Origin of the sequence: Photobacterium sp. GB-210, assembly GCF_003026075.1 — a bacterium.
Classification (GTDB): Bacteria; Pseudomonadota; Gammaproteobacteria; order Enterobacterales; family Vibrionaceae; genus Photobacterium.
In genome coordinates this window covers 44,710-68,445 of sequence record NZ_PYNU01000022.1, presented here as the reverse complement: position 1 = coordinate 68,445, position 23,736 = coordinate 44,710, and the positions used below count along the sequence as shown (strand labels likewise).

The window sequence follows — 23,736 nt, the reverse complement described above, 5'->3', positions numbered from 1 at the left end:
GATATATTATTGGTTATTACAGCCAATTACGACCACATCAATATAATGGCGGATTAACACCGAATGAATCAGAACGATTATATTGGTTAACCTCTAAAACCGTGGCTAGTATTTGTTGACCACTACATTGTTATGTCTGGACGTTGCCGCATATCGGTTCGATTTAGATACATAATTTTGATCATGGTGAGAAACGTAAAGCATACCTGTAAATATCCAGTTCACTTTAGATTCATGAATAGTATTGTTTAATAGATTACGAGAGATTTTCCTCCTTTATCTCTTTACCCGCCAGCCTAGGATGGGCGGTGGGTTTGCTTTTCTATGCCACACTATGAAATACCGCCTAATCTAAGGCGGTATTTTCGTTAAATAACTTCATACAGTACGTATAGAGTTATCGCTATTACTGATATTACGAAGCTGACGTTTTTGGTCATTACTCATTCCTTATAAAAGATATTTAGCGTAACCACCATAACCCACCTAATATATTTCCAAAATTTCCCGGAAATTTAACGTTCATGCGTACACATAATTTTCACTTGTGAAAGTTCGCATGCGAAACTCGAAACGTCACAAGTAGTTGTATTGCGGCTTTTCACACGAAGGAGCTTTAACGTGATGGTGTAAGGGTTTGGTTTTAAATGATAAGTCTCGCTGGCGAGCCTTATCATCTGAGTATCAACAAGTAACAAATTCATCAAAAACGCTCCCAATCAGGAGCGAAACAAATGAAAAACTCACAACGGTAAATGTTAAAAACGGTTACTTAATAACTACATCAAAAAAGTAACTATTAGAAATTGGCTCTCTACGTAAAACACCTGTTTCACCATCAAATTCACGCGAACGATGATTTCGAGGTGCGTGAAAGATGTTTATTGTTAAATAGAGCTACTTTCGGGCAAATTATTGCCTCGGTATTTTTACGTGTATTTTAACCACTCTTTTGGTTAGTTTTGCTTTATATACTTATGAATGGAAAAATCGTTAATGTCGATCAGCTTGGTTTTGATGAAGCTTCAAGGATTGAAGGAGATTGGGCTCAGTTTTCAGATAGTGAATTAGCCGCGTTATCTTTGGGAAAAAGTTCGAGCTCTATTCGTAGTGAGTTAGAAAGTGGTGAGAGTGCGCTGATTGTGGACTCTCCCTCATCGCCTCTACTTTTGCGCGAAGGGAAAGGTTTTTCATTATCAAAATCTAATGCACCTTTACTTACTGAGCATGGAGCTAAGAAAATTGGACATCGCTTTTCTGGTCATTATTCAGGAGGGTCAGTCGCTAAATCTGGAAGTGCCATTCATTCACCTAAACCTATGCCAACTTATAAGCCCGAATCTGTAGTTCCTACACCACCAAGTCATTATGAACTTCCTAAGGTTGACGATAACTTCAATAAGGCAAAGTTTGATAAAGTTTTCGCTAAATCGTGCTCACAACCTTTTGGCAATACCGATGCGTGCCAAAAAAAAGAATCGATTAAAAATAGTTTTAATCCTTGGGGACTATTTATAAGTTCAGCAGAGGCAATGCCTCTTGCTATACCGCCTCCAGTCGTTTCTAGTAGTGCGACGATGGCCGCAGGAACACAAAACCAATCAAATAATGATAAAGCGGCACGCGCACTGACTCAGGTTGCGGGAAAGTTTAAGGATAAATCACTCGATAACTTACGCTTTGTTGTTGAAACCTCACCTGTTATCAATTTCTCTTTAATGCTGTTTAAAGCCTTGCAGTTTCCTGATGATACGCAGCATACAGAAGAAGAATTAAGGCAAATGCAAGAAGTCAAAAGCCGTATTCGTGTGCAGATAATAGAACCCGAAGGTGATGATGTTTACCCTACAGTCAGAGCTTTTCATGTTGGCGATGGTGACGACAAAGTACCTGTTCGGTATGTGGGTCAGAACGCACAAGGTCAATATTCAGTCGCACTAGAAGAAGGTGGCCCAACGATATATTGGTCACCAGACGAGACAGGAAATCAAGTGCCCCATACAACGCCGTCTCAAGATGATGGTGTGTCATTCGATGATATTTGGGTTAATCCACTCAGTGATGCGGTTAATGACTCATCGACTGTATTACCTATGCCTGCAGAGAGTGATTGGCAAGATAGAATTCTTGTGTTCCCTGAAGGTTCAGGGATTGAGCCTCTGTATCTGGTCTTTAAGACAACCGCTCGTAATGAGCCAGGAGTTGTTACTGGGAAAGGTGAAGATATAACAGGGATCTGGTTAGAAAAAGCAGGACAAGGATTAGGAGCACCAATACCGTCCCAGATAGCCGATAAATTAAGAGGCAGAGAGTTTTCAAGTTTTGATGTGTTTAGAAAAGCATTTTGGGTTGAGGTCTCTAAAGATGAATTTCTAATGAGTCAATTTAATAAACAAAACCAGAATCGAATATTATTAGGTAAGTCACCTAAAACAAGAAGTATTGATAAAGTTGGAAAGCGAAATTCTTTTGAAATCCACCACATTGAAGAAATACAATATGGAGGTGAAGTTTATAATGTTGATAACTTAAGAATAGTCACCGCAAAAAATCATATTAGGATACATAAGAATGAAATCTAAAATACAAGATTATACAGAAAGTGAGTTTGTTGAACTTATGGATCTGATTTTTAAAGAGAATACTGCTTTTAACGATGATAAGTTAGATACTTTGCTGGAGAAGTTTGAATTATTAACTGAGCACCCAGATGGAACAGATTTAATATATTACCCTGATAATGAAGCTAATTGTTCTCCTGAAGGTATTACGAAAATCATAAAAGAATGGCGAAAGTCTCAAGGCTTACCGTTATTTAAAGTTGAATAGAAACAAAGAATATTAGCACTACAGTAACTTCCGATTCAGTACGCATAAATACCTATACTGTTAAAAAGCCCTGCTTTGCAGGGCTTTTTAACACTTACCGCACACCTACAACGACGTATACAGCCCCGTCATTTCGGTAAAGTTGGCCACGCTTTTTACGAAAGCTGATCACCGTATAGGTATCACTCGAATCTAAAATTACCCGTAACCGTGTCACTTTGTTGGTTGCCCTTATATCCGTAGGTAAATCAAATTGCAGCCCTGGTTCGGTAAGGCCGACAAAATGTTTCGCACCGGTCATGGTAATAAAACGGTTACCACCGAGTTGGCTTAAAATGGTTTTGGCTATTGCCATATAATACGGTTGACTCATAGCGCGCCCTCCTGATCGTAACTTTCTACCGCTTCAATAAAACATTCCAGATCGTGACAAGTACCAATTACCGGCCCTAATGCGGGGTATTGTCGCAACACAAAATTAAGCGCATTCACCATATCCAATACGCTTGGGTTACATTCGCGCAGTCGGGTATAGAGTTGGTGCAGACGTTTATCAATGAGGTAATCGCAGGCTCTGTCGCTCATCGTTGTAGAGCCTGAGTGGTGCAGCGGTGATACGCTGCTCGGTTGATGTGACTTAGTGAAGCTTGGTGAGTGTGAGTTGGAATGTGCCATCGCTTTTCTCCTTATGGGGTTTCGCATCGCCGTTTTCGCCTAACTTTTTCGAGGCACTGCAGGTTCTTTAAAGCAAGGGCGCGTAGCGTGTATTTCACCCTTGTTTTAGAGGTTCTGCTGTGCAACGTTACAGCCCGTGAAAAAGCGATGAGAACAATAAGGAGAAAACAAAAAGCACATGGAAACGGCACACACCTTAGCGACACTTAGCACAGCAAACGAATGTAAAATAAGTGGCAATTTGATTTTTGGCTACGTCATGATTAACCTAAAACAAAAGTACAGGATAGATCCGCCTTTATGAATCGTCTCTTTAATGTTGATGCGATTTACGCGTAATTTAAAGTTAATTGTAGGCTCAATATACCCGTTAAATTATTTGCAACAGCCCCAGCCTACAAAAAATGGTGGTCACCGTTTGGTCACCGAGCATTTTTTAAGTGATTTTTTACAGACGTAAAAAAGCCCGCAATTGCTTGCGGGCTTTTTTATTTGGCTCCTCCTGCTGGACTTGAACCAGCGACATACGGATTAACAGTCCGCCGTTCTACCGACTGAACTAAGGAGGAATTGTTTGGAGCAGGCAGCGGGAATCGAACCCGCATCATCAGCTTGGAAGGCTGAGGTAATAGCCATTATACGATGCCTGCTAAGCATCTCTGCAAATTATGGTGGTGGGGGAAGGATTCGAACCTTCGAAGGCAGTGCCGGCAGATTTACAATCTGCTCCCTTTGGCCACTCGGGAACCCCACCGAAATTTAATGGTGCCGACTACCGGAGTCGAACTGGTGACCTACTGATTACAAGTCAGTTGCTCTACCTACTGAGCTAAGTCGGCACTAAAATTTCGTTTTATCATCAAGCCAAAGCTTAACAATTAAATATGGCGGAGAGATAGGGATTTGAACCCTAGATACGCTATAAACGTATGCCGGTTTTCAAGACCGGTGCTTTCAACCACTCAGCCATCTCTCCGTAAGTGCGATGAATAATATCGAGCTAACTTGCTGCTGTAAAGGGAATATTTTGAAAAAAAAATCAATTAGTCAATTATCAATCAAATATGAGGTAGTCATTCAAAAAAACATCACTCCCCTGCGATTTACTGCTTTTCAGTTTTTTAAAAGACTCATATTACAAATAAACACTGTCTTAAAATTCATAGCGTTTTGCAAAAATGAGAATAACAAAAGTGTAAAGCGCCATAACCTATTGTTATGTGTGTACGTTTAACTGGCATTAAAGTTGATTCTTAACTAAGGATGTTTCAAACACTAACTGGAAGTGGGGTAACGATGAAACGCTATCTGTACATATTTTTTTCATTTTTTTTGTTTGCCTCCTTCATGAGTAATAGCCTGGCAAACTCATTTTCATGTAACCAGACAGGCTATTTCTTTCATGATACTGCGAATGTCTCATTCATTAATATTGATCGACAAACAAATAACTCAGGCTTGATACCTAATAGTTATGATGCAGTGGGTTTCAATACTCTCGATGGTTATTTATATGGAGTAATAGATAAAAAAGTAGTGCGCATTGATAATGGTTTCAACGCCGATGAGTTAGATATAGTTGATTTACCCGAACATGATTACACCGCAGGCGATGTTCATAACGATAACTTGTACCTCTATGCCAAACAGGAAGGTATATGGCGCATTAATTTATCAACGAAGCAAGCAACCCAAGTATTAAAAAAGGAACTCGCTTTTTATACACTGGCAGATCTAGCTATTCATCCTGAGGGGGTTGTTTATGCTGTTGATAATAGTAGAAATATTCACCGATTTGATCTTTCACAATCGTTAGAAGATAACAAAGTAGAACTATCACAATCAACAGGGCTTCAAGGATTACGTAATTTTAGTGGTCAGTTTTTCGATGCTAATGGAATGTTATACATTATTGATTCTAAAACAGGAGAGTTATACCTTTTTGATGATATCACTCCCCTCAATGAACAAGAAAGTTTCCGTTATATTTCCTTACCTTCCCTAACAAATGTGAGTAGCACGATTGATATAGCTCGTTGTCGTGATATGACACTCGCTATAAAAGGTTATGATTTTGGGGATGCACCAAATTCTTATGGTACTTCAGTTTCTGTCAATGGTGCGCATCATCAAGTGTCTTCTCATCTTTACTTAGGAAGTAAACCTGATGAAGATCTGCTCGCACAACTTTATCCTGCGTTTGATGATAATAATGACAGTGATGATGAACAAGGGATAACTTTCGCAACTATGAGTTTAAATCAAGGCTCAACCTCTTTTTTTACTGCAAAAGTCGGCGGCTTTTTAACTGGATATCTATCTGCGTGGGTTGACTGGAATAACAATGGTAACTTTAATGACCCTAACGAGAATGTTCTCCAAAATGTCTCACTGCTCGGAGGCACCCACCACCTTGCTATCGACGTTCCAAGTGATGCAAGCTTAACAGATCAAACATGGGTTCGCTTTAGGCTAAATGAAGATCCAAATATTTCATATCTAGGGCGTGGTGAACGAGGAGAAGTCGAAGACTACCCTATTGCAATTACCAGCTATGATAAACAAGAAAGTTATTCTTGGTTTCCTTCTCAAGGAAGCTATGCCACTCTCGCGTTTGAAGACCGCTGGCCCAATGAAGATGATTTTGATTTTAATGATGTCGTACTGAGATACCGTGTTGGACATGTACAAGAAGCCACTACTGGCAAACTTTCACAACTGAACATTGATATTGAATTACAGGCCTATGGTGGGGAATATAATAATGGTTTCGCTATTAAATTAGACGGCGTTACCTCTTCGAGTGTTGATACCGAAAACAGCTATGTTGTCGTAAATAATGCATACCAAGCAAGTATTGTAGAAGCAACTGACAGCCCAGATGATGACGCCGTTTTGATTGTCACTGACTCATTAAAGCAATACTTTTCTTCTGAATGTGACAACGGGTTTTTACGCGTAGATCCTAATTGTGAATTAGATAAAAATGTAACAGTAAAAGCTTCAATGAAAATTAAATTCAATGAACCTGTTACCTACCCTAAAGATTTATCTCCATATTTAAATCCATTTATTTTTGCTTCGCCCAATGATAATCATGGTTTTCTAGCCCCGCCTTCTCGAAGTCTAGAAATTCATTTGAAGGACTTTTCTCCAACAATCAAGGCTAATCCAAATTTATTCAAAAGTGGTAATGATGATTCAGGCGATGCCAGCACCAATTGTGGTATTCAAAAAAGCTGCGACAGTTATAAAAATAAATCAGGGATCCCATTTGCGATTTTAATACCTGCTAATTGGAATAATCCGGTAGAAGGGAAAAGTATTTTATCTGCCTACCCTGATATCAAAAACTATCTCAACAATAATGACAGTGAACATGATACATGGTTTATGCACCCTGATCCCTTAAACGTATATTCTCTGACAGTGGAGTAATACTTATGAAAAACTCTCGATTACTGTTACTACTCATCACTTGGATCTTTACTGGTTGTTTAAGCGAAAGTTCATCCGATCAAACCAATCAGCCTATAGAAACAGAAAGTGATACCAGTGCTCAGGTGCAACCCCCTATCTTTTTTCCAGTGAAAGATAGCGATGACGATAATATAGATAACGGTGAAAGTGACGATATTGATAATATTAGTGATGACGATTTAACGGAGCAAGATGAAGACAACTTTCCAGAATTAGAGGCGAGTAATATTAATTTTTCGGGCAATATCACAACGATCCCCTTAAACATTACTAATCCAATATTTGAAGATGTCTATGTCAATATTTATCGAAATTATAGCACTGATGATGACGGTAATTACATTGTTAATCATGATGATAGAGTCATGGCAACAGCTATTACTGAAGCAAATTATGAGGGCAGCCTATTTTTAACGCCAGATATTAACAAGCTGCTTATTGAGATAATCTCACTGAATGATAATCAAATTATTACACAAAAAGCGATCACATTTCCTATTGAACGTATTAATTTATAAAACAAAAGCCCGAAAGACATTTTATGTTTATCTTTCGGGCTTTCTCTAATTGTTAGTTTTTATTACAACTTTTGCCAAGGGCTCCCAGCATCGGGTTTATTCCCTTGCGTCCACCACTTCGCTTTATATTCACTTCCTTGATAACTGACTTTGTCGCCACCAACATACACAGCTCCTACATTCCATGCAGGTGTATCAGTTGCAGGAGGATCAACGGGCTCTAAAGGAACCACAGGATCAACAGGAATAACTGGATCAACAGGTTCGACTGGCGTAACAGGATCAACAGGAGGTTCGATTGGATCAACTGGCTCAGGAGTCACTGGTGTACCACTTTCTAGCGCCCAAGGACCACCACTTGCAGGGTTATCGCCTTGTGTCCACCACTTCGCTTTATAGACAGCCCCTTGGTAACTGACTTTATCGCCACCAGTGTAAACTTTATTGCTTTGCCATGTATCCACACCATCGACTGGCGGGTCTACAGGATCCACAGGCTTATCTGTATCAGGTAATTTATCAACTACACGCACATCAGGCCAATTGGCGTGAGAGCCATATGCATTCGCGACACATTTTTCGTAATCACCTTCAACTAAAGCTGAATACGCCGTTTGAAAACCGACTAATTCACATTCAAAAGAAACACCGCCTGGACGATCAGAATAATATTTCCAGTTCGCATCCCAGTTGGTGTAAAGCACGTCAGTGGCACCATTAAGATTTAAACTACCATAGGGTGTTTGCTGCCAGCAGGTGTTTTTCTCATCTTCTGCAATAGCAATTTCATAATGCTCGGCTAAACCTTCCCAGTAACGAATACGGTTAACAGGTTGTCCTTTCTCTCTGTTTTGCTCACCACATTCGATACCGCCATTGATCACATTAATAGTGGTACCAAAGCCATAGGTAATACCGGCATCAATTTCACGTTGTGATGGTTTCCATGTACGATCAATTACATGAAGCATCGCAGGCTTAGGGGCTTGTGGGGTTAAGAAAAACCAAATCGCAGAGGCAAGGTTCAGCCATGAATCAGCAACACGCCCCGGATCATTTAATAATACCGTTGCATCGCCATCAAACATTACTTCCGAGAAAGCGCCATAATTAAAATGGTAAGAGAGCTGTTTAGCGCCTCGGCCAAAATAACCTTCACCGTCAGCACATGGCCAACGTTTATTTTGCCAATCATCTTGCCCACAACCTGTAGTATAACCCGCTTGACCTTCAGACCAGCCCATTTCGCGTACATGAACGAGGGCTTGCTGCCATTCTTCTAATGCCAGTGGGTTATCCGAATAATTATCGATACTGATATGGCCGCCCGTTTCTTGTGAGAAATGGGCAAATGCCGTCACGATAGAGGTTTTACAAATTTCATCAGCATTACGTCCGTCGGTATAGTCGCCACAGAATGCAGGAAACTTACCAATTGCGCGTAGAAAACGGGTATAGGTATATTCAGGCGCTGCCATTTGTGTCAAGAAATTCCACTCTGTTTCAGGAAAAACTCGCTCAACACGTTTTACGTTATCTGGGTTGCTTGAAGCATCAGGGTAGATCGCTTCAACCTCTGTATTTGGGCGTGTTTCGAGTGCTTTAGCCCAAACGTCATACATAGGATCTAACGTCTTTGCATCTTCTGCGGCTGTTATTTCTGCCCGTTCAATGATGTAGCCACCTGGATTTTCGGGATCAGGCTGTGGATTCATCGCATAACTGCTTGTCGCGGATAAACCAGCAATCAGTAATGCTAATTGACTTATTTTCGCCATTATAAATTCCTTTTCAGTACGAATTATCTATCTTTCAGAGCTAAAATAAGTCGCCATGCTCACCAAACAGTTTTATTTAATGCGACACTAATAATTTTTAATATTCAAAACTCATCTTAGCTATCAGTACATTTACAAATAATTACTTAATAACGGCAACGTCCCATTGTTAAAACCGTGTTACATAACTTGTTTTTATGTACGCTGTAATAAACTTATTCCATTAATATCTTTGGCTGTCACACTGTACACAAAATTTGAAAACATAATAATGAAAGCTAGCAAAGTCTATTTGTTGTTATTTTATTTGAAAACCCCAAAGCCAACAGGCAACAAATAAAACATTGAAAAATAAAGATTTTAACTTATTCATTTAATATATGGTTGGCAATAGACAATAGATGAGTTTAGTTGCACATCGTTATGATTAATATATTTAGAGTATGATCACATTAAATAACAAAAATATTAATAATTAAGGTTTACTCAGAGAAAAGTCTACTTTCATTATTTATTATTATAGAAAGTAATTTATAAGCAGAAGATTTATCGTTATAAATAATATAAAAATCCAATGATTGTAATATCAAACACATTAAAAATATAATTTCGAATTTTATTTTTAATGTGTTTATACATAATCACACATTGCAAAGTGCCCTATAGCAATGTTTCTTAACGCTAAAATAAACCCAGTAATACTCACTAAAAGATTAAGTTAATTTTACTTCAGTGATAACAATCAATATTTCTCATCGTCTATCACGTGCTCTTTCTAAATCACCATATTGGGATTATTAAGGTATATATTTTGAATTTCTTGAACGCTGGGAGTAATCTAAAATAGTCGTGAACGGTAATTTAAGGAGCAATAATAATGATCAGTTGTCATCAACATGACTATATTGAGATAGCCTGCATGCTCCACCTTGATGTGAGTTTAACGTATAAAAATGGAGATAAAATTTCAGGGATCGCCCAAGATACTTGTTATAACGCGCAGCGAGAAGAATGTATCGAATTGAAAATGAATAATACCGTTTCAACAATAGTTCTCGATCATCTCGCCTCTATGCAGGCACTCACCGCGAATCCACATTTTGAGACGGTTAATTTTTAAATTTACATTGTAAATAGTGGTTAATTTTCACTCATCTATGCAAGTAAAAAACAAAAAAGGTGACTTGAATAATAAGTCACCTTTTTATTAACCAAAAAACTTAAATATACTATTTAACATATTTAAGTTATTTATAAGTAAACGCCATTTCACCATTAGCATCTGTGTATAACGACGCTTTAGATTGTTTGATCAACTGTGCTGCATATGAAGGTGTAACAGCGCGTAGCTCACCTTTCACTGATACAAATTGACCTTCCCAAGCAACATCACGGTATTTACCTGCTTCTAAAATTTCTACTACTACTTTCATAATGACTGCACCTTAAATGAATATTTTAAACAACCCTACCGAAACACTTTGCGGTTCCTCAGTTGGTCTTTTTAATTTACCTCGTTTTGATTAATTGTCATTACAATAAAAATGCAACGTTAGTTGTGCATAAATGGTAGATTCAAATTTTTTTAATCTTTTTCTGGTTTTATCTTAGGAGTTATAAATACGCAACCCAACACCTTCTTTAAAGAAGAATAATAAGTTTATTAAAAACAATAATATAAATTATAAAAAGATACTAAATAATGACACAATCGCGCATAAATAGTATGGGGTACGCAATAATAGTAGTGAATAATTAGCGATCAAGTATGAATAAAATGCAAGATTGCAAAAATGATCGTTTATAGCTTCATTTTTGACACAAAAAAGACAATAAAAAGGGCAACATGCTGTTGCCCTCATAATAGCGACTAGGTGTTTGTGGTTATTTAATCACTACATCTTGAGTAGTAAACTTACCATTATCAAGTGGTTGCTTGTGTTCTGTCTTCGCATTGAAATCTAATTTAGATAACTCTACACGACGAATAGTACTGTCATGCATCGTTTTATAGAACAGTTCACCATTGCCTTGATCAATAACAGATGTCCACTGAGTCGCACTTGGTAAATCAGGGATGTGTGACTTATCGTTAAACTCACTGCCAATTGGAATATCGAAGTTATTTAATATATGGAAAGCTTGTGATACTGCTTCTTGCGATGTCTTTAATACAGGTGCGCTATTTACATAGAATGCAGCGCGAACAAAACGTGACGGTGGAGAAATATCACCAGGTAAGCCCACAAAGTTAGAGCCGACACCAAACGATTGGGCTTCTACCCCATTGATCTTTTGTGGCGCACTGATACCCGGGTGAAGGTTAATATAGTTATTTAAATTCGTTACCTGCCACTTGTAATCTGGCGAGTTAGTTAGCACTTTAGCCGTGTTCTTATAAATATTTATCTTACCGTGATCCATTATCTCAATCACGATGCTGTTACCTTGCTTATCCGACACACGCCAGTGCGCCGTTGGTGATGGGTTACCTTCAGCATCAAAGTAAACAGTGACAATCTTGATCTTACTTAACGCAGCTTCAACTTCTGCAACCGTTGAATATTGACTTAACATCCAACGTACAAAATCCATATCCGTGATGTTATTTGCGGTATTGTTAGGATCATATTTCGCAAGTGAGCCATAACCACGGAAATAGAATAAACCCGCCGTTAAGCCTTTTTCGTTAATACCTTCAGCAATAAAACGATCATCACTAACAGAGATCCCAGCAAAGCCATATTTACTTTTCCAAGTTAACCCTTGCTTTTGATCTGGCATTATCGAGGTATAGCTATAATTACGAGGAGAAACAATTAACTTACTATTTAAATCGCTATGACCCCACTCAATGGTACGAGCTTGAATATGATCATTGCCTGTTGTGCCAAGTGTAATTCCAGTACAAGCACTTGCAGCGGAGCTAAAACATGACGCCAACAGCAATGTTAATATCGTTTTTTTCATAAATATGCCTGTGAATGTGAACGCATATAATTAATCCTTGATAATAGTCCATTATGGAAAATAAAAACAACGTGTTATATGTTGATATGTATAAAAAAGCCCACTTTTAGTGGGCTTAAAAAATACTTTACTATAGAACTAGTCGCTAGATAGCCCAGCCGCCAGCATAGAAAACAACTAAGGCAATCGCAATAACGACAGTACCTATATTGAGCTTTTTCACTTCACCAGAAACTAATCGACCGATAACTAATGCAGTAAAACCAAGCATAATACCAGTAACAATATTACTTGTTAAAACAATGAAAACAGCACACAGTAAGCCAGATAATGCATCAACAGAATCTTCCATATCTAACTTGCTAACATTACTTAGCATTAATAGGCCAACATACATCAGTGCAGGCGCTGTCGCATAGGAAGGGACTAAGTAGCTTAATGGTGCAAGAAACAACATGAAGATGAACAGTACACCTACTGTAGTTGCTGTTAAGCCTGTTTTACCACCAGCAGCTGTACCTGCCGCAGATTCAATGTATACCGCAGCAGGAGAACCACCAACCAGGCCTGCAAAAATGCTACTAACAGAATCAGACGTTAATGCCTTACCACCATTGATAATATGACCACGTTGGTTAAGTAAATTCGCCTGTCCTGCTACTGCACGAATCGTACCTGTTGCATCAAAAATTGCCGTCATCACAAGTGCTAATACTGTAGGCAAAATAACTGGGTTTAGGGCACCCATAATGTCCATTGTACCTAATAAGGATTCGCCATCATGACCAAATGTCGGCATTGCAAAGAAGCCGTGGTACGTCACTTTCGGATCAAAGATAAGACCAATGATAGAAATGGCAATAATCACTAATAAAATGCCACCAGGAACACGGCGCTTTTCTAATCCTAAAATAGCCGCCAAGCCTAAAATAGACATGAAGACTGGAAACGCGGTGAAATCACCAAAAGCAACGGGTAAGCCTTCAGCTGGATTTTTGATCACTAGCCCAACGCCATTCGCTGCAATCAAAAGTAAAAATAATCCAATACCAATCCCAGTACCATGAGCAATACCATTGGGCATATTTTTCATGATCCAAGTACGCACACCCGTTACCGTTATTAATGTAAAGACAACCCCCATTAAGAATACGGCACCTAAGGCAACAGGCACACTCACGTCTTGCCCTAGTACTAAGCTAAATGCAGTAAATGCGGTAAGTGAAATAGCACAACCAATGGCCATCGGTAAACGCGCCCATAACCCCATAAGTAATGAACCAAATGCAGCCACTAAACAGGTTGCGATAAAAACCGCCCCTTGATTAAAACCCGCAGCACCCAACATGCTAGGCACCACAATCACGGAATACACCATGGCTAGAAATGTGGTTAAACCCGCAATTATTTCCTGTTTGACATTACTGCCGCGAGCTGTAATTTCAAAATAGCTATCTAGTTTACTCTTAGGTTCTAAATGAGAAGGGCGTTGATGTGTGCTATCAGCAGACATGGTAAATTCCTATTTGATCAAAAAAGCGATATTTTTCAGCAAATCTAATGTATTGCCAAATTAACGCAAACGTTTCCGTTTCTATTCAAAATAAAAGGCTGATGCTAGCACCAACCTTCATTCTATGACGACGTGATCATACCTATAAATAGCCTCAATTCGCTAGTGTTAAATCAATTTTCCAGTTGAAATACTCTGCATTTTATCTCCACTACCTAAATGGACTTATCATTTAGATAAAAACATAACCTCTAAAAATGTGATAAACACAACATAACATTCAACAATAAATAAAATAATAGAATATTTTTCTATTTTATCTTTAATTTACATTTAAATAGGAAATTTATTTCTTCGTTATCGAGCGTATATTTGCAGCGATTCAAATACCCATGAAGTTAAAGAGGATATTAAAAAAATAAAGCCTCCTCTCTTCGTTGTCGGTTTATTTTCCTCCGGTTGGAACATTAAGGTAGTAGTTATGAAAACCCATCTTTGGCCTGCATTTATTAACGTGATCAAACGTGATGTTGTTCCTGCTTTAGGCTGCACAGAGCCTGTGTCTGTGGCGCTTGCTGCTGCTATTGCGATGGAACAACTTCCACTTCATGAACGCAATATCACCCATATTGATGTGCGTGTTTCTCCTAATTTGATGAAAAATGGCATCGGCGTCATGGTACCCGGTACGGGAATGGCAGGTTTAGCTATTGCATCAGCTGTAGGTGCACTGGCTGGCAATAGCCAAGCGAAATTAGAAGTATTAAAGGACATTACGCCAGATAACGTTAAACAAGCTAAAGCATTATTAGATGCCAATAAAGTCACGGTTAACGTCGCTGATGTCACTAATATTCTTTATGCCAAGGTAAGTATTTATAACCAAGCTCATTGTGCGACAGTGACTATCGCAGATAGCCATACTCAAGTGATCAGTATTGAACTTGATGGTGTTACAGTTTTCGAAGCGTCACCTAACGAGCAAAAGGTCGTTGAAATATCGAACTCACCTTTTAGTGATGCTGGCGTTCAAGATATTTTTGATTTCGCGACCAATGCGCCTATTACTGATATTCAATTTATCGAACAAGCTTATGAGCTCAATAACGCATTATCTTGTGAAGGGCTAAAGGGCCAATATGGATTAGAAATTGGCGCGACATTTCAACGTAACATTGATCGCGGTTTATTATCAGGCGGTCTACTCACCGATGTATTACTCCGCACGGCTGCCGCTTCTGATGCGCGTATGGGAGGAGCTATGAAACCGGCGATGAGTAATTCAGGCTCTGGTAACCAAGGTATTGCCGCCACCATGCCTGTCGTGGTCGTTGCCGATTTTGTAAATGCTGATAATGAGCATTTGATCCGCGCCTTAATCCTTTCTCATTTAATGGCAATTTATATTAAAAGCTATCAAAACAAGCTGTCTGCATTATGCGGCGCAACAACTGCGTCAATGGGGGCGGTATCTGGTATTACATGGTTATTGGGCGGAAATGTGGAGCAAATCAGTGCAGCGATTTGCAGTATGATCGGAGATATCACCGGTATTATTTGTGACGGCGCAAAAGCCAGCTGTGCGATGAAAGTCTCTTCTGCTGCCGGATCTGCTGTTAAGTCTGCCTTAATGGCATTAGATGGTATTCGAGTAACGGGCAATGAAGGCATTGTCGCTGATGATGTCGATACGACTATTCGTAATTTATCTGCATTAGCAAATGGCGCTATGACCCATACTGATGTTCAGATCCTTGATATTATGATTAACAAATAATGTTCTAACACATGTGATTAATAAATAATCGACAAGACTAAACCAGAGCTATTTTGCTCTGGTTTCCTATTTTTAATCGCTTAAATGCCTTTTCTTTTTTCCTCTTTAAAAGAGCATTCTGTCCTCTTCTGCCATCGCTAAAAGTAAAACAATCATTAAAAGCACCTAATTGCATCTTTTATACTTCCATAGCTTATATGTTATAACTTTTAGTTATTTAGTAACTATACGACTAGATCCATAATCCAGCTATTCGCTGTCAGCATAACAATGATAATAAGCTGGAATATATAATGAAACCTACTACAGAAACCGCCCTTTCAAACACCAGTGTCCCCCTATACCAACAGGCAAACATGACACTTCAACAATGGAAGGCTGCAACAAAATTCGACAGTGTTGATGTCGGTTGGATTGTCATGAGCATCGGTATGGCCATTGGCGCTGGGATTGTTTTTCTCCCAGTACAAGTTGGCGTTATGGGATTATGGGTCTTTTTACTGTCTTCTGTCATTGGCTACCCTGCCATGTATTTGTTTCAGAAACTCTTTATCAATACTCTTGCTGAATCAAAGAAATGTACCGATTATCCAGGCGTGATCAGCGGCTACTTAGGTAAAAACTGGGGCATCGCATTAGGCATTTTATATTTCATCATGCTGGTGATTTGGGTATTGGTTTACTCTCTCGCCATCACTAATGACAGTGCCTCGTACCTATATACTTTTGGCGTTACTGAATCTCATTTAAACCATAATATTTTCTATGGCTTAGCATTAATCTGCTTACTGAGCTATATCGGCTCAAAAAGTGAAAAGTTCCTGTTTAAGATCTCAGGGGTTATGGCAGTAACGGTGATCACCTTAGTCGCGGTGATGGGCGTACTGCTGATCCCACAATGGAATTTTAGCAATATTACCGCTGTTGGCGACGGGGACAAGATGCTTAAAGATGCAATCATCACCCTACCTTTTACCTTAACCTCGATTTTATTTATTCAATCGTTGAGCCCAATGGTGATTTCGTACCGCTCACATGAAAAATCGATTGAAGTGGCACGTTATAAAGCATCACGTGCGATGAAAATAGCCTTTAGTATTTTGTTTGTGGTGGTCTTTTTCTTTGCCATCTCGTTCACCTTTGCGATCAGCCAGTCTGAAGCACAACATGCGATGCAAGAAAATATCTCTGCCCTTGCGATGATTGCACATTACTTCCCAGGCAGTTGGGCAACAATCGTCGGTATCGTGATCAACATCTTTGCGGTCGTGACGTCGTTCTTTGGGGTGTTCTTGGCGTTTAAAGAGGCGTGTAAAGGGCTGGCAATGAACATGCTTGAACGTAAGTATGCTCACCACGACATCAATACTGAGTTAGTAAATAAACTAACGACGGTATTTATTATTCTGATCGCATGGGCGGCAGTGGCATTGAATCTACCGATCTTATCGTTCACTTCTATTTGTTCACCAATCTTCGGCATTGTTGGCTGCTTGATCCCAGCCTACTTGGTATACAAAGTACCATCATTGAACAAATATAAAGGCACTGCAACCTACTTGATCATCCTCACCGGTATTTTGCTCTGCATCTCGCCGCTATTAGCTTTCCTTTAATAGCTAGCAGCTAAATATCTGACACAAAAAACGCCGTTGTACGCAGCTTAAATAAGCTTCAATACAACGGCGTTTTATATCAATGTCGTGCTTAAGCAGGTGTCATTGCCACTTTTGCTTTCTTCGCTTTAATGCGTTTCTGAGCCAGCGCAACACCCGTTAATACCATGATGCCACCAATATAATGGTAAGACTCTAGTTGCTCGTTGAGCATCACGCTCGCAATACCTGCCGCCATAATTGGCAATAGGTTCATGAACATCGCGGTACGATCGGCACCTAAACGTTCAATTGATAACATCCATAACCAAGGTGCAATCACTGACGCAAGCAATGCAGCATAAGCAATCAAAGGGACTGCAGATGCTGTAATTGCCATACGATCGCTACTTAGTAGCAATGGCGTTAACATAATGACCGCAAATAAACACTGAACGTACACAGATTTCCACGTCGAGAACGGCATTTTCCAGCGTTTTAACAACACACAGTAAAGCGCATAAACCGCTGCTGCAATCAACATCAACATATCGCCTTGCTTGATACCCTGTGAGATCAAGCTTTTCACATCGCCATGGCTTAGCATTAATACCAAACCACTAAGCGATAACACTGCACCAATTAATGCAAATGGCGATAATCGCTGACCAAGGATCGGTACACTTAAAAACATACTGATCAACGGCACAAGTGAAATAATCAAAGCGATGTTAGTCGCCGTTGTGGTTGCCGCAGCAAAATAGCCTAATGATTGGTTTAGCACCATACCTAACAAACCAAGGAATGCTAATTTCGCTAGATAAGGTTTAATCACCGCACGATCACGCCAAACAGATTTAGCAACAAAAGGAGTTAACATGACTAATGCGAAGAACCAACGATAAAACGATATCGCACCGGGATCGATGACACTGAATGCCATCTTGTTGACAATGGCGTTCCCTGCCCATATTGCAACGGTAATTAAGGGTAATAGATAGAACATTGTCTGCCTTTCTCAGATTTTTCTAGTCCAGATACCTATATCTGAATCATTAACGAGGCTATTCTGTCACGTCTTTTAAGATACATATATCTCTAATCGGACATAATAAATCTTTTGTCAGACATATTAATCAACAAAAAAGCAAGACTATTTCAGCCTTTAGAGCAGAACATGTTGAATCCTCGCTATTAATTTTTTCTCCCAATATTCACCGCAGAAAAAAGGCAACAAAAAGCCCAATGGATTCAACATCACATTGGGCTTTAAAATACGTAATTACGCTGTTTTCATAACAATCACAGCGGAGATCATCACAGCAATCCCCACCCAACCGATAGGCTTAAGTTTTTGCTTAAACAGCAGCGAGCCACCAATCGCGGTACCTAAAATACCGATAGCTCCCCATGACGCATACGCCACCGCTAAATCGATCTCTTTGACCGCTTGCGCTAGCAGGGTAAATGCCAACATGACTAAGACGATCGCAGTAATACCCCAACGTTTATGACTAAAGCCATTTGATCGGGTTAATGCCATGTTCGCTAAAATATCGACAAACGCAGCAAGGACAACAAAACCAAATGATAGTGTAAAAAATTGACTCATTTCATTGCCTCCTGTTGTTATGCCGACACGCTTGTGGGCGAATGACTTGGTTTATCGCTGTGACTTTCACCAAGTGTCACTAATACGATCCCGACAGTTGCCATCGCTAAACCAATCAGCTCTTGCGTATTTAATTGCGCATCAAGCACAAACACCGAAACCATTGTAATAAGCGCAATACCTAGCCCTTCCCAAACCGCATAGGCAACACCAATAGCGATCTTTTTTGCTGCCAACGACAAGAAAAAATATGAAATACAAATTAAGCTATACATCACCCAGTACCCCCAATTTCCACCTTCACTGGAAATAAGGCTCATGGTACTGGTACCAGCCACTTCTGCGGCAATGGCTAATAATAAAAATATTCGTGCTAACCACATGATTGACTCCACTGTGCTAATTTTTTAGGTAGATAGCATCAAATTTCACGCATTCTCGTAGTGAAAATACATAAAGTTAATGCATCTACTCGCAAGACTACCGCAGCGCACAAAAGCGCAATAGGTAATTGAGATATTCAAATTTGAATATCTCTAAAAGGGTAAATAGCGCAGAAATGATCAGAGAATTTAACCGAATGCGGCCTGTATCACCTGATGTAAATGTTGGTAGAGCGGATAATTACGATGGGTTTGAAGATAACCACCTGAGACCACAAAATGGCTGAAATTACGGTTCACCACAGGCATCGGATAGGCATGTAATTCCGGCATTAAATCGGCAGTACTTTCGCTAGCAAACATGATTGCGTTGGTTTCCAACAGCATTTGGCAAGCGACCCGTAAATTAAAGGTTTTGAGTAACACTTTTGGCTCATAACCCATGCGTTGATATTCAGATTCAACGGTACACAAAGGTTTATAAGCGGCAGGCGCTGGCAGCGAGACCAATGACAATGGTGCTATCGATGCCCAATCATTACTATCGAGCCGTAAACTTGGGTGATCTTTTTTCGCCAAGATCACTCGCTTTTCCTTAAATAACGGCTGCATGTAGATATCTTTCGCAATGTCCGTTTCTTGATCCAAAATGCAGTAATCGACTTTCCCTTCCAGCATGTCATCTTGGCTGATGCTATCCCAATTAGAAAACACCAATGACGCCTTTGGAAACGCCTTGTGGCAGCAAGATAGTAGGTGTTGACCATGCTCATCCATCAAATAGGGATCAACCACAAGAGAAATCGAGCCTTGGTAGGTTTCTGGTTTAAATTCAGAGAACTCCAGTAACACTTTTTCTATAGGCGCTAAGATATTATCAAATTCATCAGCGAGACGAATCGCAAGGGGTGATGGTTCTACTCCGTGGGCTTTGCGCACAAACAGCGGATCATTAAAGAACTGTTTAAGCCTCACTACGCCACGACTGGCACTTGGCTGTGAGATCCCTAACTGCATGGCTGCTAATTTAATACTGCGATGTTCCACCACCGCTTTTAATAACCGTATTAAATTCAGATCTAACTCTTCTAACTGATACGACATTTGCTTTCTCACCGATAAAACGTCTTTACTGATAATAAAGCCTAAAACAAAACAAGATAGCCAGTTTAACAGCTATCTTGTTTAAAGGTGAGGCCAAATACGGCGCAGAGATAAACTAAAAAACGGTATTAATCCGAGCAAACGTTTCGGGCGATCATAAACACTTCATCAGCAGAATAGAGCGATTTGATCGTCATTTCCACCTCGGCGCCTAATAGCTTCTGATAGATCTGTTGCGCATAGTTATCAGCACGAGTATTGACCAAAATATGTTTTAATTTACTGTCTTGTTCCGCTAATCGCTGTTTCACTTGTGGTAATGATTGAGTGATAAGTTGTGTCGCTATCCCTTGGTTATGATGGCTTGGCAACACTGCAAGTTGCTCTAACTCTAAAATCACTTCAGGACGAAAACCGCTTTTTTGCCCCCAAACGATATACCCCACCACTTCACTATTAAGCTCAGCGACAAAATTTAAAAAGCGCGGGGCGGCATTAAAGTTACATTCGATCCACTCATAGGAGCGTTGCTGACGTACAAACGCCTGTTGATGCACCTTTGCTGCTTGCTCTAAATCAGCGTGTTCCATTACACGAATAATCACATTAGTTCCTTCTATTATATCGACCACTTACAGCTGATAAATTACCAATCTTTCTTGCAGTTATTCCAACACTCATTGGCAACATGGGTAAAGTGCTCAAATGAATAACATGCCAACAAATGTTCGACCGCCTTACTCTTCATTAAAGTGACAAAGAGATCGTAAAGCCCCATGGCTTCTTCATAATCATCTTTGTTGATCGCTAATAGGAAAATGACATAGGCACGTTTTCCTTCTCCCCATTCAATCCCTTGTGGCGAAAGGACGGTATAGACTGCACTTTGCTTAGCACATAGACCGAGAGAATGCGGGATCGCAATACCGTCACCTAACATGGTCGAAGTAATATTTTCTCGCTCAATAACCGATGGGTGAAAATGGCTTGGCACAATCCCTTTTGCTTCTAGCTCTGTAGACAATTGCGCAAAAAGTTGATGTTGCGTCATAGGCGTTTCAATTCGAGTGAATAAACTTGGCTGAAAGAACTTACCTAACGCATTAATATGGTTACTATTCTCATGCACCAGTTTATTCAATTGCTCTAATTGAAAAGAGCTAGCAATCGGTGAAAACACCATGGTTGGCTTATTTTTTACCACCAGCTTTTCTGTTGAAACCACAAAGTCTTCAGTAACTTCATGTAATGCATCGTATTCACGTATCGAGTGCATTTTATGGATCACTAACTGTGGGATAGCTTTAAGCAATTGAGATTCCAACATTCGGATCACCGATGTACCAGAGTTACATACTAGCAGTACTATCGGCTGCTGTTCTTTTTTTTGCACATAATTACGCTCTATTCCAACACCAACATGCATCACTAAAAAACTAATTTCACCATCTGGGATTTGTCGTCCGTCCCAACTAGATACAGCACCCACAGTCATATCATAAGCAAGCGGATAATAACGTTTAATATGATCAGCTAATGGATTGGGTATCGTTATTTGATGCTCAACACGCAGTAACATTGGATGAACATGAGCCAGTAAGTCATGTTTTAGCTGCAGATCATTGAGCAAGTTGTAATTAAAGTGATCGTTAATAAAATGAAGTAAATGATCAATAAAAGCATCAGCATCATTGTCATTACGATCATCAACATGCCAATGCTTGATCCCAGTAACGCGACGGGCAGCAATTTGAATCGCGAGATGATTTAGTTCACAAGGTTCGATAATGGTTTGAGTTTCGCTCGCCATTAAGGCTGCGATTTCTTTGGCTGCTGATAGTGCATTATTTGGCACGTTAGCACATGTGGTTTGATCGCAACCCAAACCACGCTTTAAACGGCTGATCGCCACGCCACAGTAAACCATTAACTGATGCAGACCTTCATCGGTCAAATTAATACTATTCTGCTGCATTGCCGTTAACAGTGGCTGCTCTAATTGTGCAAAATCACACTCAGAGTAAAATAGCTCACATAAATTGATAAATGTAGGATCTGACGCCTTAAATTGGTACAAGATATGGGCAATACAAGCACGTATGGATGACTCTTTGCCAAACACTAACAGCCCATAATGGGGCTTGCTGTCTATCTCTAAATGGTATGACTGAAACAACTCACGTACTTCGGTCATATCAGCCTGTAAACAGGTACGGCTGACAAACCACTGATTAGCCAAATCATCCAATTTACAGCCATCTTGCTGGTTCAATAAACGCAACATCAAATATGTCACCCGATCTTTAACACTACGTGGTGACTGCTTCATTTGTTGGGTTTGCTGAGTGATATTGCTGTAACGTTGCTGATCATAAATATCAATGTAATACCCTTCACCTCGACGTAATAACAACTGAGCACCGTAGTGCGCTAAGGTATCATTTAATGCTGAAATGTCAGTACGAATCGTTCTGGTAGAAACATCAAAACGTTGTGCCAACTCTTGCTGCGGCAGTGTCTGCATCAGCAGTGCATCAAAAATTAAATTAAGACGAGGATAAGGGAATTGAATCATTGAATAATCCGTTAAATGATGTCCGTTTATATACGGAGGCTAACATTTGAAAACAATGCGTCATAAGACCTGGGTCATATTCACATTGGTTTCTAAATATTAACTGTTTCACAATATTTCATAGACTTATAAATATTAACGGACCGTTTCCGGTCCGTTAAATCAGATTACGTTATTTTAACAAATTCTTGGTCATATCAAGTAAAACACGCACATCTTGAGGGCGAGTATTACCCGTTTCTTTATCAATGATTGAGCTATAAATATGTGGAATGATTTTAGTTACACCGGCCTCTAGCGCAATTTGCATGATTTCTTCAAAGTTTTCTAAATCAATCCCGCCTGTCGGCTCTAACCAGAAATCTTGCTCAGCACACGCTTTAGCGACATAGGCGAATTCTTCACGGGTTTCTAACCCTCCCATTGGGAAGTATTTCACCGAGCTACCACCCATGTCTTTCAGCATCGCAATCGCTGATTCCACAGGAACGATCGCTTCTTTATTGCACGAGCTTAAAGGGCCGGTTGAGATCTTCACCATGCCCACAGTGCCTGTTGGTGAAATTAAGCCGTTAACAATACTTTGATCTTGACCGACTAATGCACGACTGGTTGCCACGCCAGTAAATACCTGATTAATGTGTTGTGGCTGAATATGCTGAGAGATCAGCGAAACCATCATCGATTGGTTTGGATCGCCAGCGCCAAGGCCAACAGAAACAGCGTTATTGATCTTATCGCTGTATTTTTTCATCTCTTCAACCGCTGTTTGTACATCAGGGTAGTTCTTAGATAGTACGCCAACTAAGACATGACCTTCTGCGGCATCATAGATTTCTGCTGCGTTATCAATAGAGCCAGCCAACACGTTTAAACATACGCGGTTTTTGTAGAATTTTGCTTTCAATGACATAGTGGTGTTCTCTT

21 protein-coding genes, 5 tRNA genes and 1 pseudogene are annotated in these 23,736 nt (G+C 39.8%); 8 read left to right on the top strand and 19 right to left on the bottom strand.

The window, feature by feature from the left end:
* Positions 1 to 977: 977 nt before the first annotated feature.
* Complete coding sequence (locus tag C9J38_RS18270) at positions 978 to 2,582, top strand: S-type pyocin domain-containing protein (RefSeq protein WP_107208323.1); 1,605 nt, start codon at positions 978 to 980, stop codon at positions 2,580 to 2,582.
* Positions 2,572 to 2,829, top strand: a complete 258-nt coding sequence (locus C9J38_RS18265; protein WP_199187157.1) for a bacteriocin immunity protein — start codon at positions 2,572 to 2,574, stop codon at positions 2,827 to 2,829. Before C9J38_RS18270 ends, C9J38_RS18265 begins: the two co-directional genes overlap by 11 nt.
* A 94-nt stretch (positions 2,830 to 2,923) precedes the next feature.
* Here the strand turns inward: C9J38_RS18265 and C9J38_RS18260 are convergent, their stop codons facing one another.
* The gene (locus C9J38_RS18260; protein ID WP_107208321.1) at positions 2,924 to 3,202 is read right to left on the bottom strand and encodes a hypothetical protein; all 279 of its coding nucleotides are present in this window, start codon (positions 3,200 to 3,202) and stop codon (positions 2,924 to 2,926) included.
* The gene (locus C9J38_RS18255; protein ID WP_107208320.1) at positions 3,199 to 3,504 is read right to left on the bottom strand and encodes a hypothetical protein; all 306 of its coding nucleotides are present in this window, start codon (positions 3,502 to 3,504) and stop codon (positions 3,199 to 3,201) included. The genes C9J38_RS18260 and C9J38_RS18255 overlap by 4 nt, the downstream gene beginning before the upstream one ends.
* A 228-nt stretch (positions 3,505 to 3,732) precedes the next feature.
* On the opposite strand from C9J38_RS18255, the pseudogene C9J38_RS18250 reads away from it, so the two are divergent.
* Positions 3,733 to 3,843 (top strand): annotated as a pseudogene (locus C9J38_RS18250) (IS6 family transposase); the annotation flags it as partial.
* Between the two features lie 154 nt (positions 3,844 to 3,997).
* On the opposite strand, the gene C9J38_RS18245 reads toward C9J38_RS18250, so the two are convergent.
* From C9J38_RS18245 to C9J38_RS18225, 5 genes are all read right to left on the bottom strand, one after another.
* Positions 3,998 to 4,073 (bottom strand) — tRNA-Asn (locus tag C9J38_RS18245).
* A 6-nt stretch (positions 4,074 to 4,079) separates the two neighbouring features.
* A tRNA-Gly gene (locus C9J38_RS18240) sits at positions 4,080 to 4,154 on the bottom strand.
* Positions 4,155 to 4,173: 19 nt separating this feature from the next.
* A tRNA-Tyr gene (locus tag C9J38_RS18235) sits at positions 4,174 to 4,258 on the bottom strand.
* A 9-nt stretch (positions 4,259 to 4,267) separates the two neighbouring features.
* Positions 4,268 to 4,343 (bottom strand) — tRNA-Thr (locus C9J38_RS18230).
* Positions 4,344 to 4,389: 46 nt separating this feature from the next.
* Positions 4,390 to 4,480 (bottom strand) — tRNA-Ser (locus tag C9J38_RS18225).
* Positions 4,481 to 4,800: 320 nt separating this feature from the next.
* Here C9J38_RS18225 and C9J38_RS18220 point away from each other — a divergent pair.
* Positions 4,801 to 6,942 carry an LruC domain-containing protein gene (locus tag C9J38_RS18220; RefSeq protein WP_107208319.1) on the top strand — a complete coding sequence of 714 codons (2,142 nt, stop codon included), beginning with the start codon at positions 4,801 to 4,803 and terminating at the stop codon, positions 6,940 to 6,942.
* A gap of 5 nt (positions 6,943 to 6,947) precedes the next feature.
* A complete protein-coding gene (locus tag C9J38_RS18215) occupies positions 6,948 to 7,502 on the top strand; it encodes a hypothetical protein (protein ID WP_107208318.1) in 555 nt (184 codons plus the stop codon).
* Between the two features lie 62 nt (positions 7,503 to 7,564).
* On the opposite strand, the gene C9J38_RS18210 is transcribed toward C9J38_RS18215, so the two are convergent.
* Positions 7,565 to 9,280, bottom strand: a complete 1,716-nt coding sequence (locus C9J38_RS18210; RefSeq protein ID WP_107208317.1) for a chitinase — start codon at positions 9,278 to 9,280, stop codon at positions 7,565 to 7,567.
* An 877-nt stretch (positions 9,281 to 10,157) separates the two neighbouring features.
* On the opposite strand from C9J38_RS18210, the gene C9J38_RS18205 reads away from it, so the two are divergent.
* Complete coding sequence (locus tag C9J38_RS18205) at positions 10,158 to 10,400, top strand: Rho-binding antiterminator (protein ID WP_107208316.1); 243 nt, start codon at positions 10,158 to 10,160, stop codon at positions 10,398 to 10,400.
* A gap of 127 nt (positions 10,401 to 10,527) precedes the next feature.
* On the opposite strand, the gene C9J38_RS18200 is transcribed toward C9J38_RS18205, so the two are convergent.
* The 3 genes from C9J38_RS18200 to C9J38_RS18190 all read right to left on the bottom strand — a co-directional run bounded on the left by C9J38_RS18200 (position 10,528) and on the right by C9J38_RS18190 (position 13,763).
* A complete protein-coding gene (locus C9J38_RS18200; protein WP_045150501.1) occupies positions 10,528 to 10,713 on the bottom strand; it encodes a hypothetical protein in 186 nt (61 codons plus the stop codon).
* Between the two features lie 451 nt (positions 10,714 to 11,164).
* Positions 11,165 to 12,250: a linear amide C-N hydrolase gene (locus C9J38_RS18195; RefSeq protein ID WP_107208315.1), complete on the bottom strand. Its 1,086-nt coding sequence runs from the start codon at positions 12,248 to 12,250 to the stop codon at positions 11,165 to 11,167.
* Positions 12,251 to 12,395: 145 nt separating this feature from the next.
* Positions 12,396 to 13,763 carry an NCS2 family permease gene (locus C9J38_RS18190; RefSeq protein WP_107208314.1) on the bottom strand — a complete coding sequence of 456 codons (1,368 nt, stop codon included), beginning with the start codon at positions 13,761 to 13,763 and terminating at the stop codon, positions 12,396 to 12,398.
* Positions 13,764 to 14,244: 481 nt separating this feature from the next.
* Here C9J38_RS18190 and C9J38_RS18185 point away from each other — a divergent pair, with 481 nt between their 5' ends.
* Entirely contained in the window at positions 14,245 to 15,540 is a 1,296-nt protein-coding gene (locus C9J38_RS18185; protein WP_107208313.1) for a serine dehydratase subunit alpha family protein, read from the top strand.
* Positions 15,541 to 15,577: 37 nt separating this feature from the next.
* On the opposite strand, the gene C9J38_RS21815 is transcribed toward C9J38_RS18185, so the two are convergent.
* On the bottom strand, positions 15,578 to 15,715 hold the full coding sequence (locus tag C9J38_RS21815) for a hypothetical protein (RefSeq protein WP_158259523.1): 138 nt from the start codon (positions 15,713 to 15,715) through the stop codon (positions 15,578 to 15,580).
* 118 nt (positions 15,716 to 15,833) lie between these two features.
* On the opposite strand from C9J38_RS21815, the gene C9J38_RS18180 reads away from it, so the two are divergent.
* Positions 15,834 to 17,156: an amino acid permease gene (locus C9J38_RS18180; protein WP_158259522.1), complete on the top strand. Its 1,323-nt coding sequence runs from the start codon at positions 15,834 to 15,836 to the stop codon at positions 17,154 to 17,156.
* 91 nt (positions 17,157 to 17,247) lie between these two features.
* Here C9J38_RS18180 and C9J38_RS18175 read toward each other — a convergent pair whose 3' ends face one another.
* From C9J38_RS18175 to C9J38_RS18145, 7 genes are all read right to left on the bottom strand, one after another.
* Positions 17,248 to 18,141: a DMT family transporter gene (locus tag C9J38_RS18175; protein WP_107208312.1), complete on the bottom strand. Its 894-nt coding sequence runs from the start codon at positions 18,139 to 18,141 to the stop codon at positions 17,248 to 17,250.
* 276 nt (positions 18,142 to 18,417) lie between these two features.
* A complete protein-coding gene (locus tag C9J38_RS18170) occupies positions 18,418 to 18,747 on the bottom strand; it encodes an SMR family transporter (RefSeq protein WP_107208311.1) in 330 nt (109 codons plus the stop codon).
* 17 nt (positions 18,748 to 18,764) lie between these two features.
* Complete coding sequence (locus tag C9J38_RS18165) at positions 18,765 to 19,130, bottom strand: SMR family transporter (protein WP_107208310.1); 366 nt, start codon at positions 19,128 to 19,130, stop codon at positions 18,765 to 18,767.
* 189 nt (positions 19,131 to 19,319) lie between these two features.
* Complete coding sequence (locus tag C9J38_RS18160; RefSeq protein WP_107208309.1) at positions 19,320 to 20,234, bottom strand: LysR family transcriptional regulator; 915 nt, start codon at positions 20,232 to 20,234, stop codon at positions 19,320 to 19,322.
* 128 nt (positions 20,235 to 20,362) lie between these two features.
* Entirely contained in the window at positions 20,363 to 20,824 is a 462-nt protein-coding gene (locus tag C9J38_RS18155; protein ID WP_107208327.1) for a GNAT family N-acetyltransferase, read from the bottom strand.
* A 56-nt stretch (positions 20,825 to 20,880) separates the two neighbouring features.
* The gene (locus C9J38_RS18150) at positions 20,881 to 22,809 is read right to left on the bottom strand and encodes a transcription antiterminator (protein WP_107208308.1); all 1,929 of its coding nucleotides are present in this window, start codon (positions 22,807 to 22,809) and stop codon (positions 20,881 to 20,883) included.
* A gap of 172 nt (positions 22,810 to 22,981) precedes the next feature.
* Entirely contained in the window at positions 22,982 to 23,722 is a 741-nt protein-coding gene (locus C9J38_RS18145; RefSeq protein WP_107208307.1) for a KDGP aldolase family protein, read from the bottom strand.
* Positions 23,723 to 23,736 lie beyond the last annotated feature (14 nt).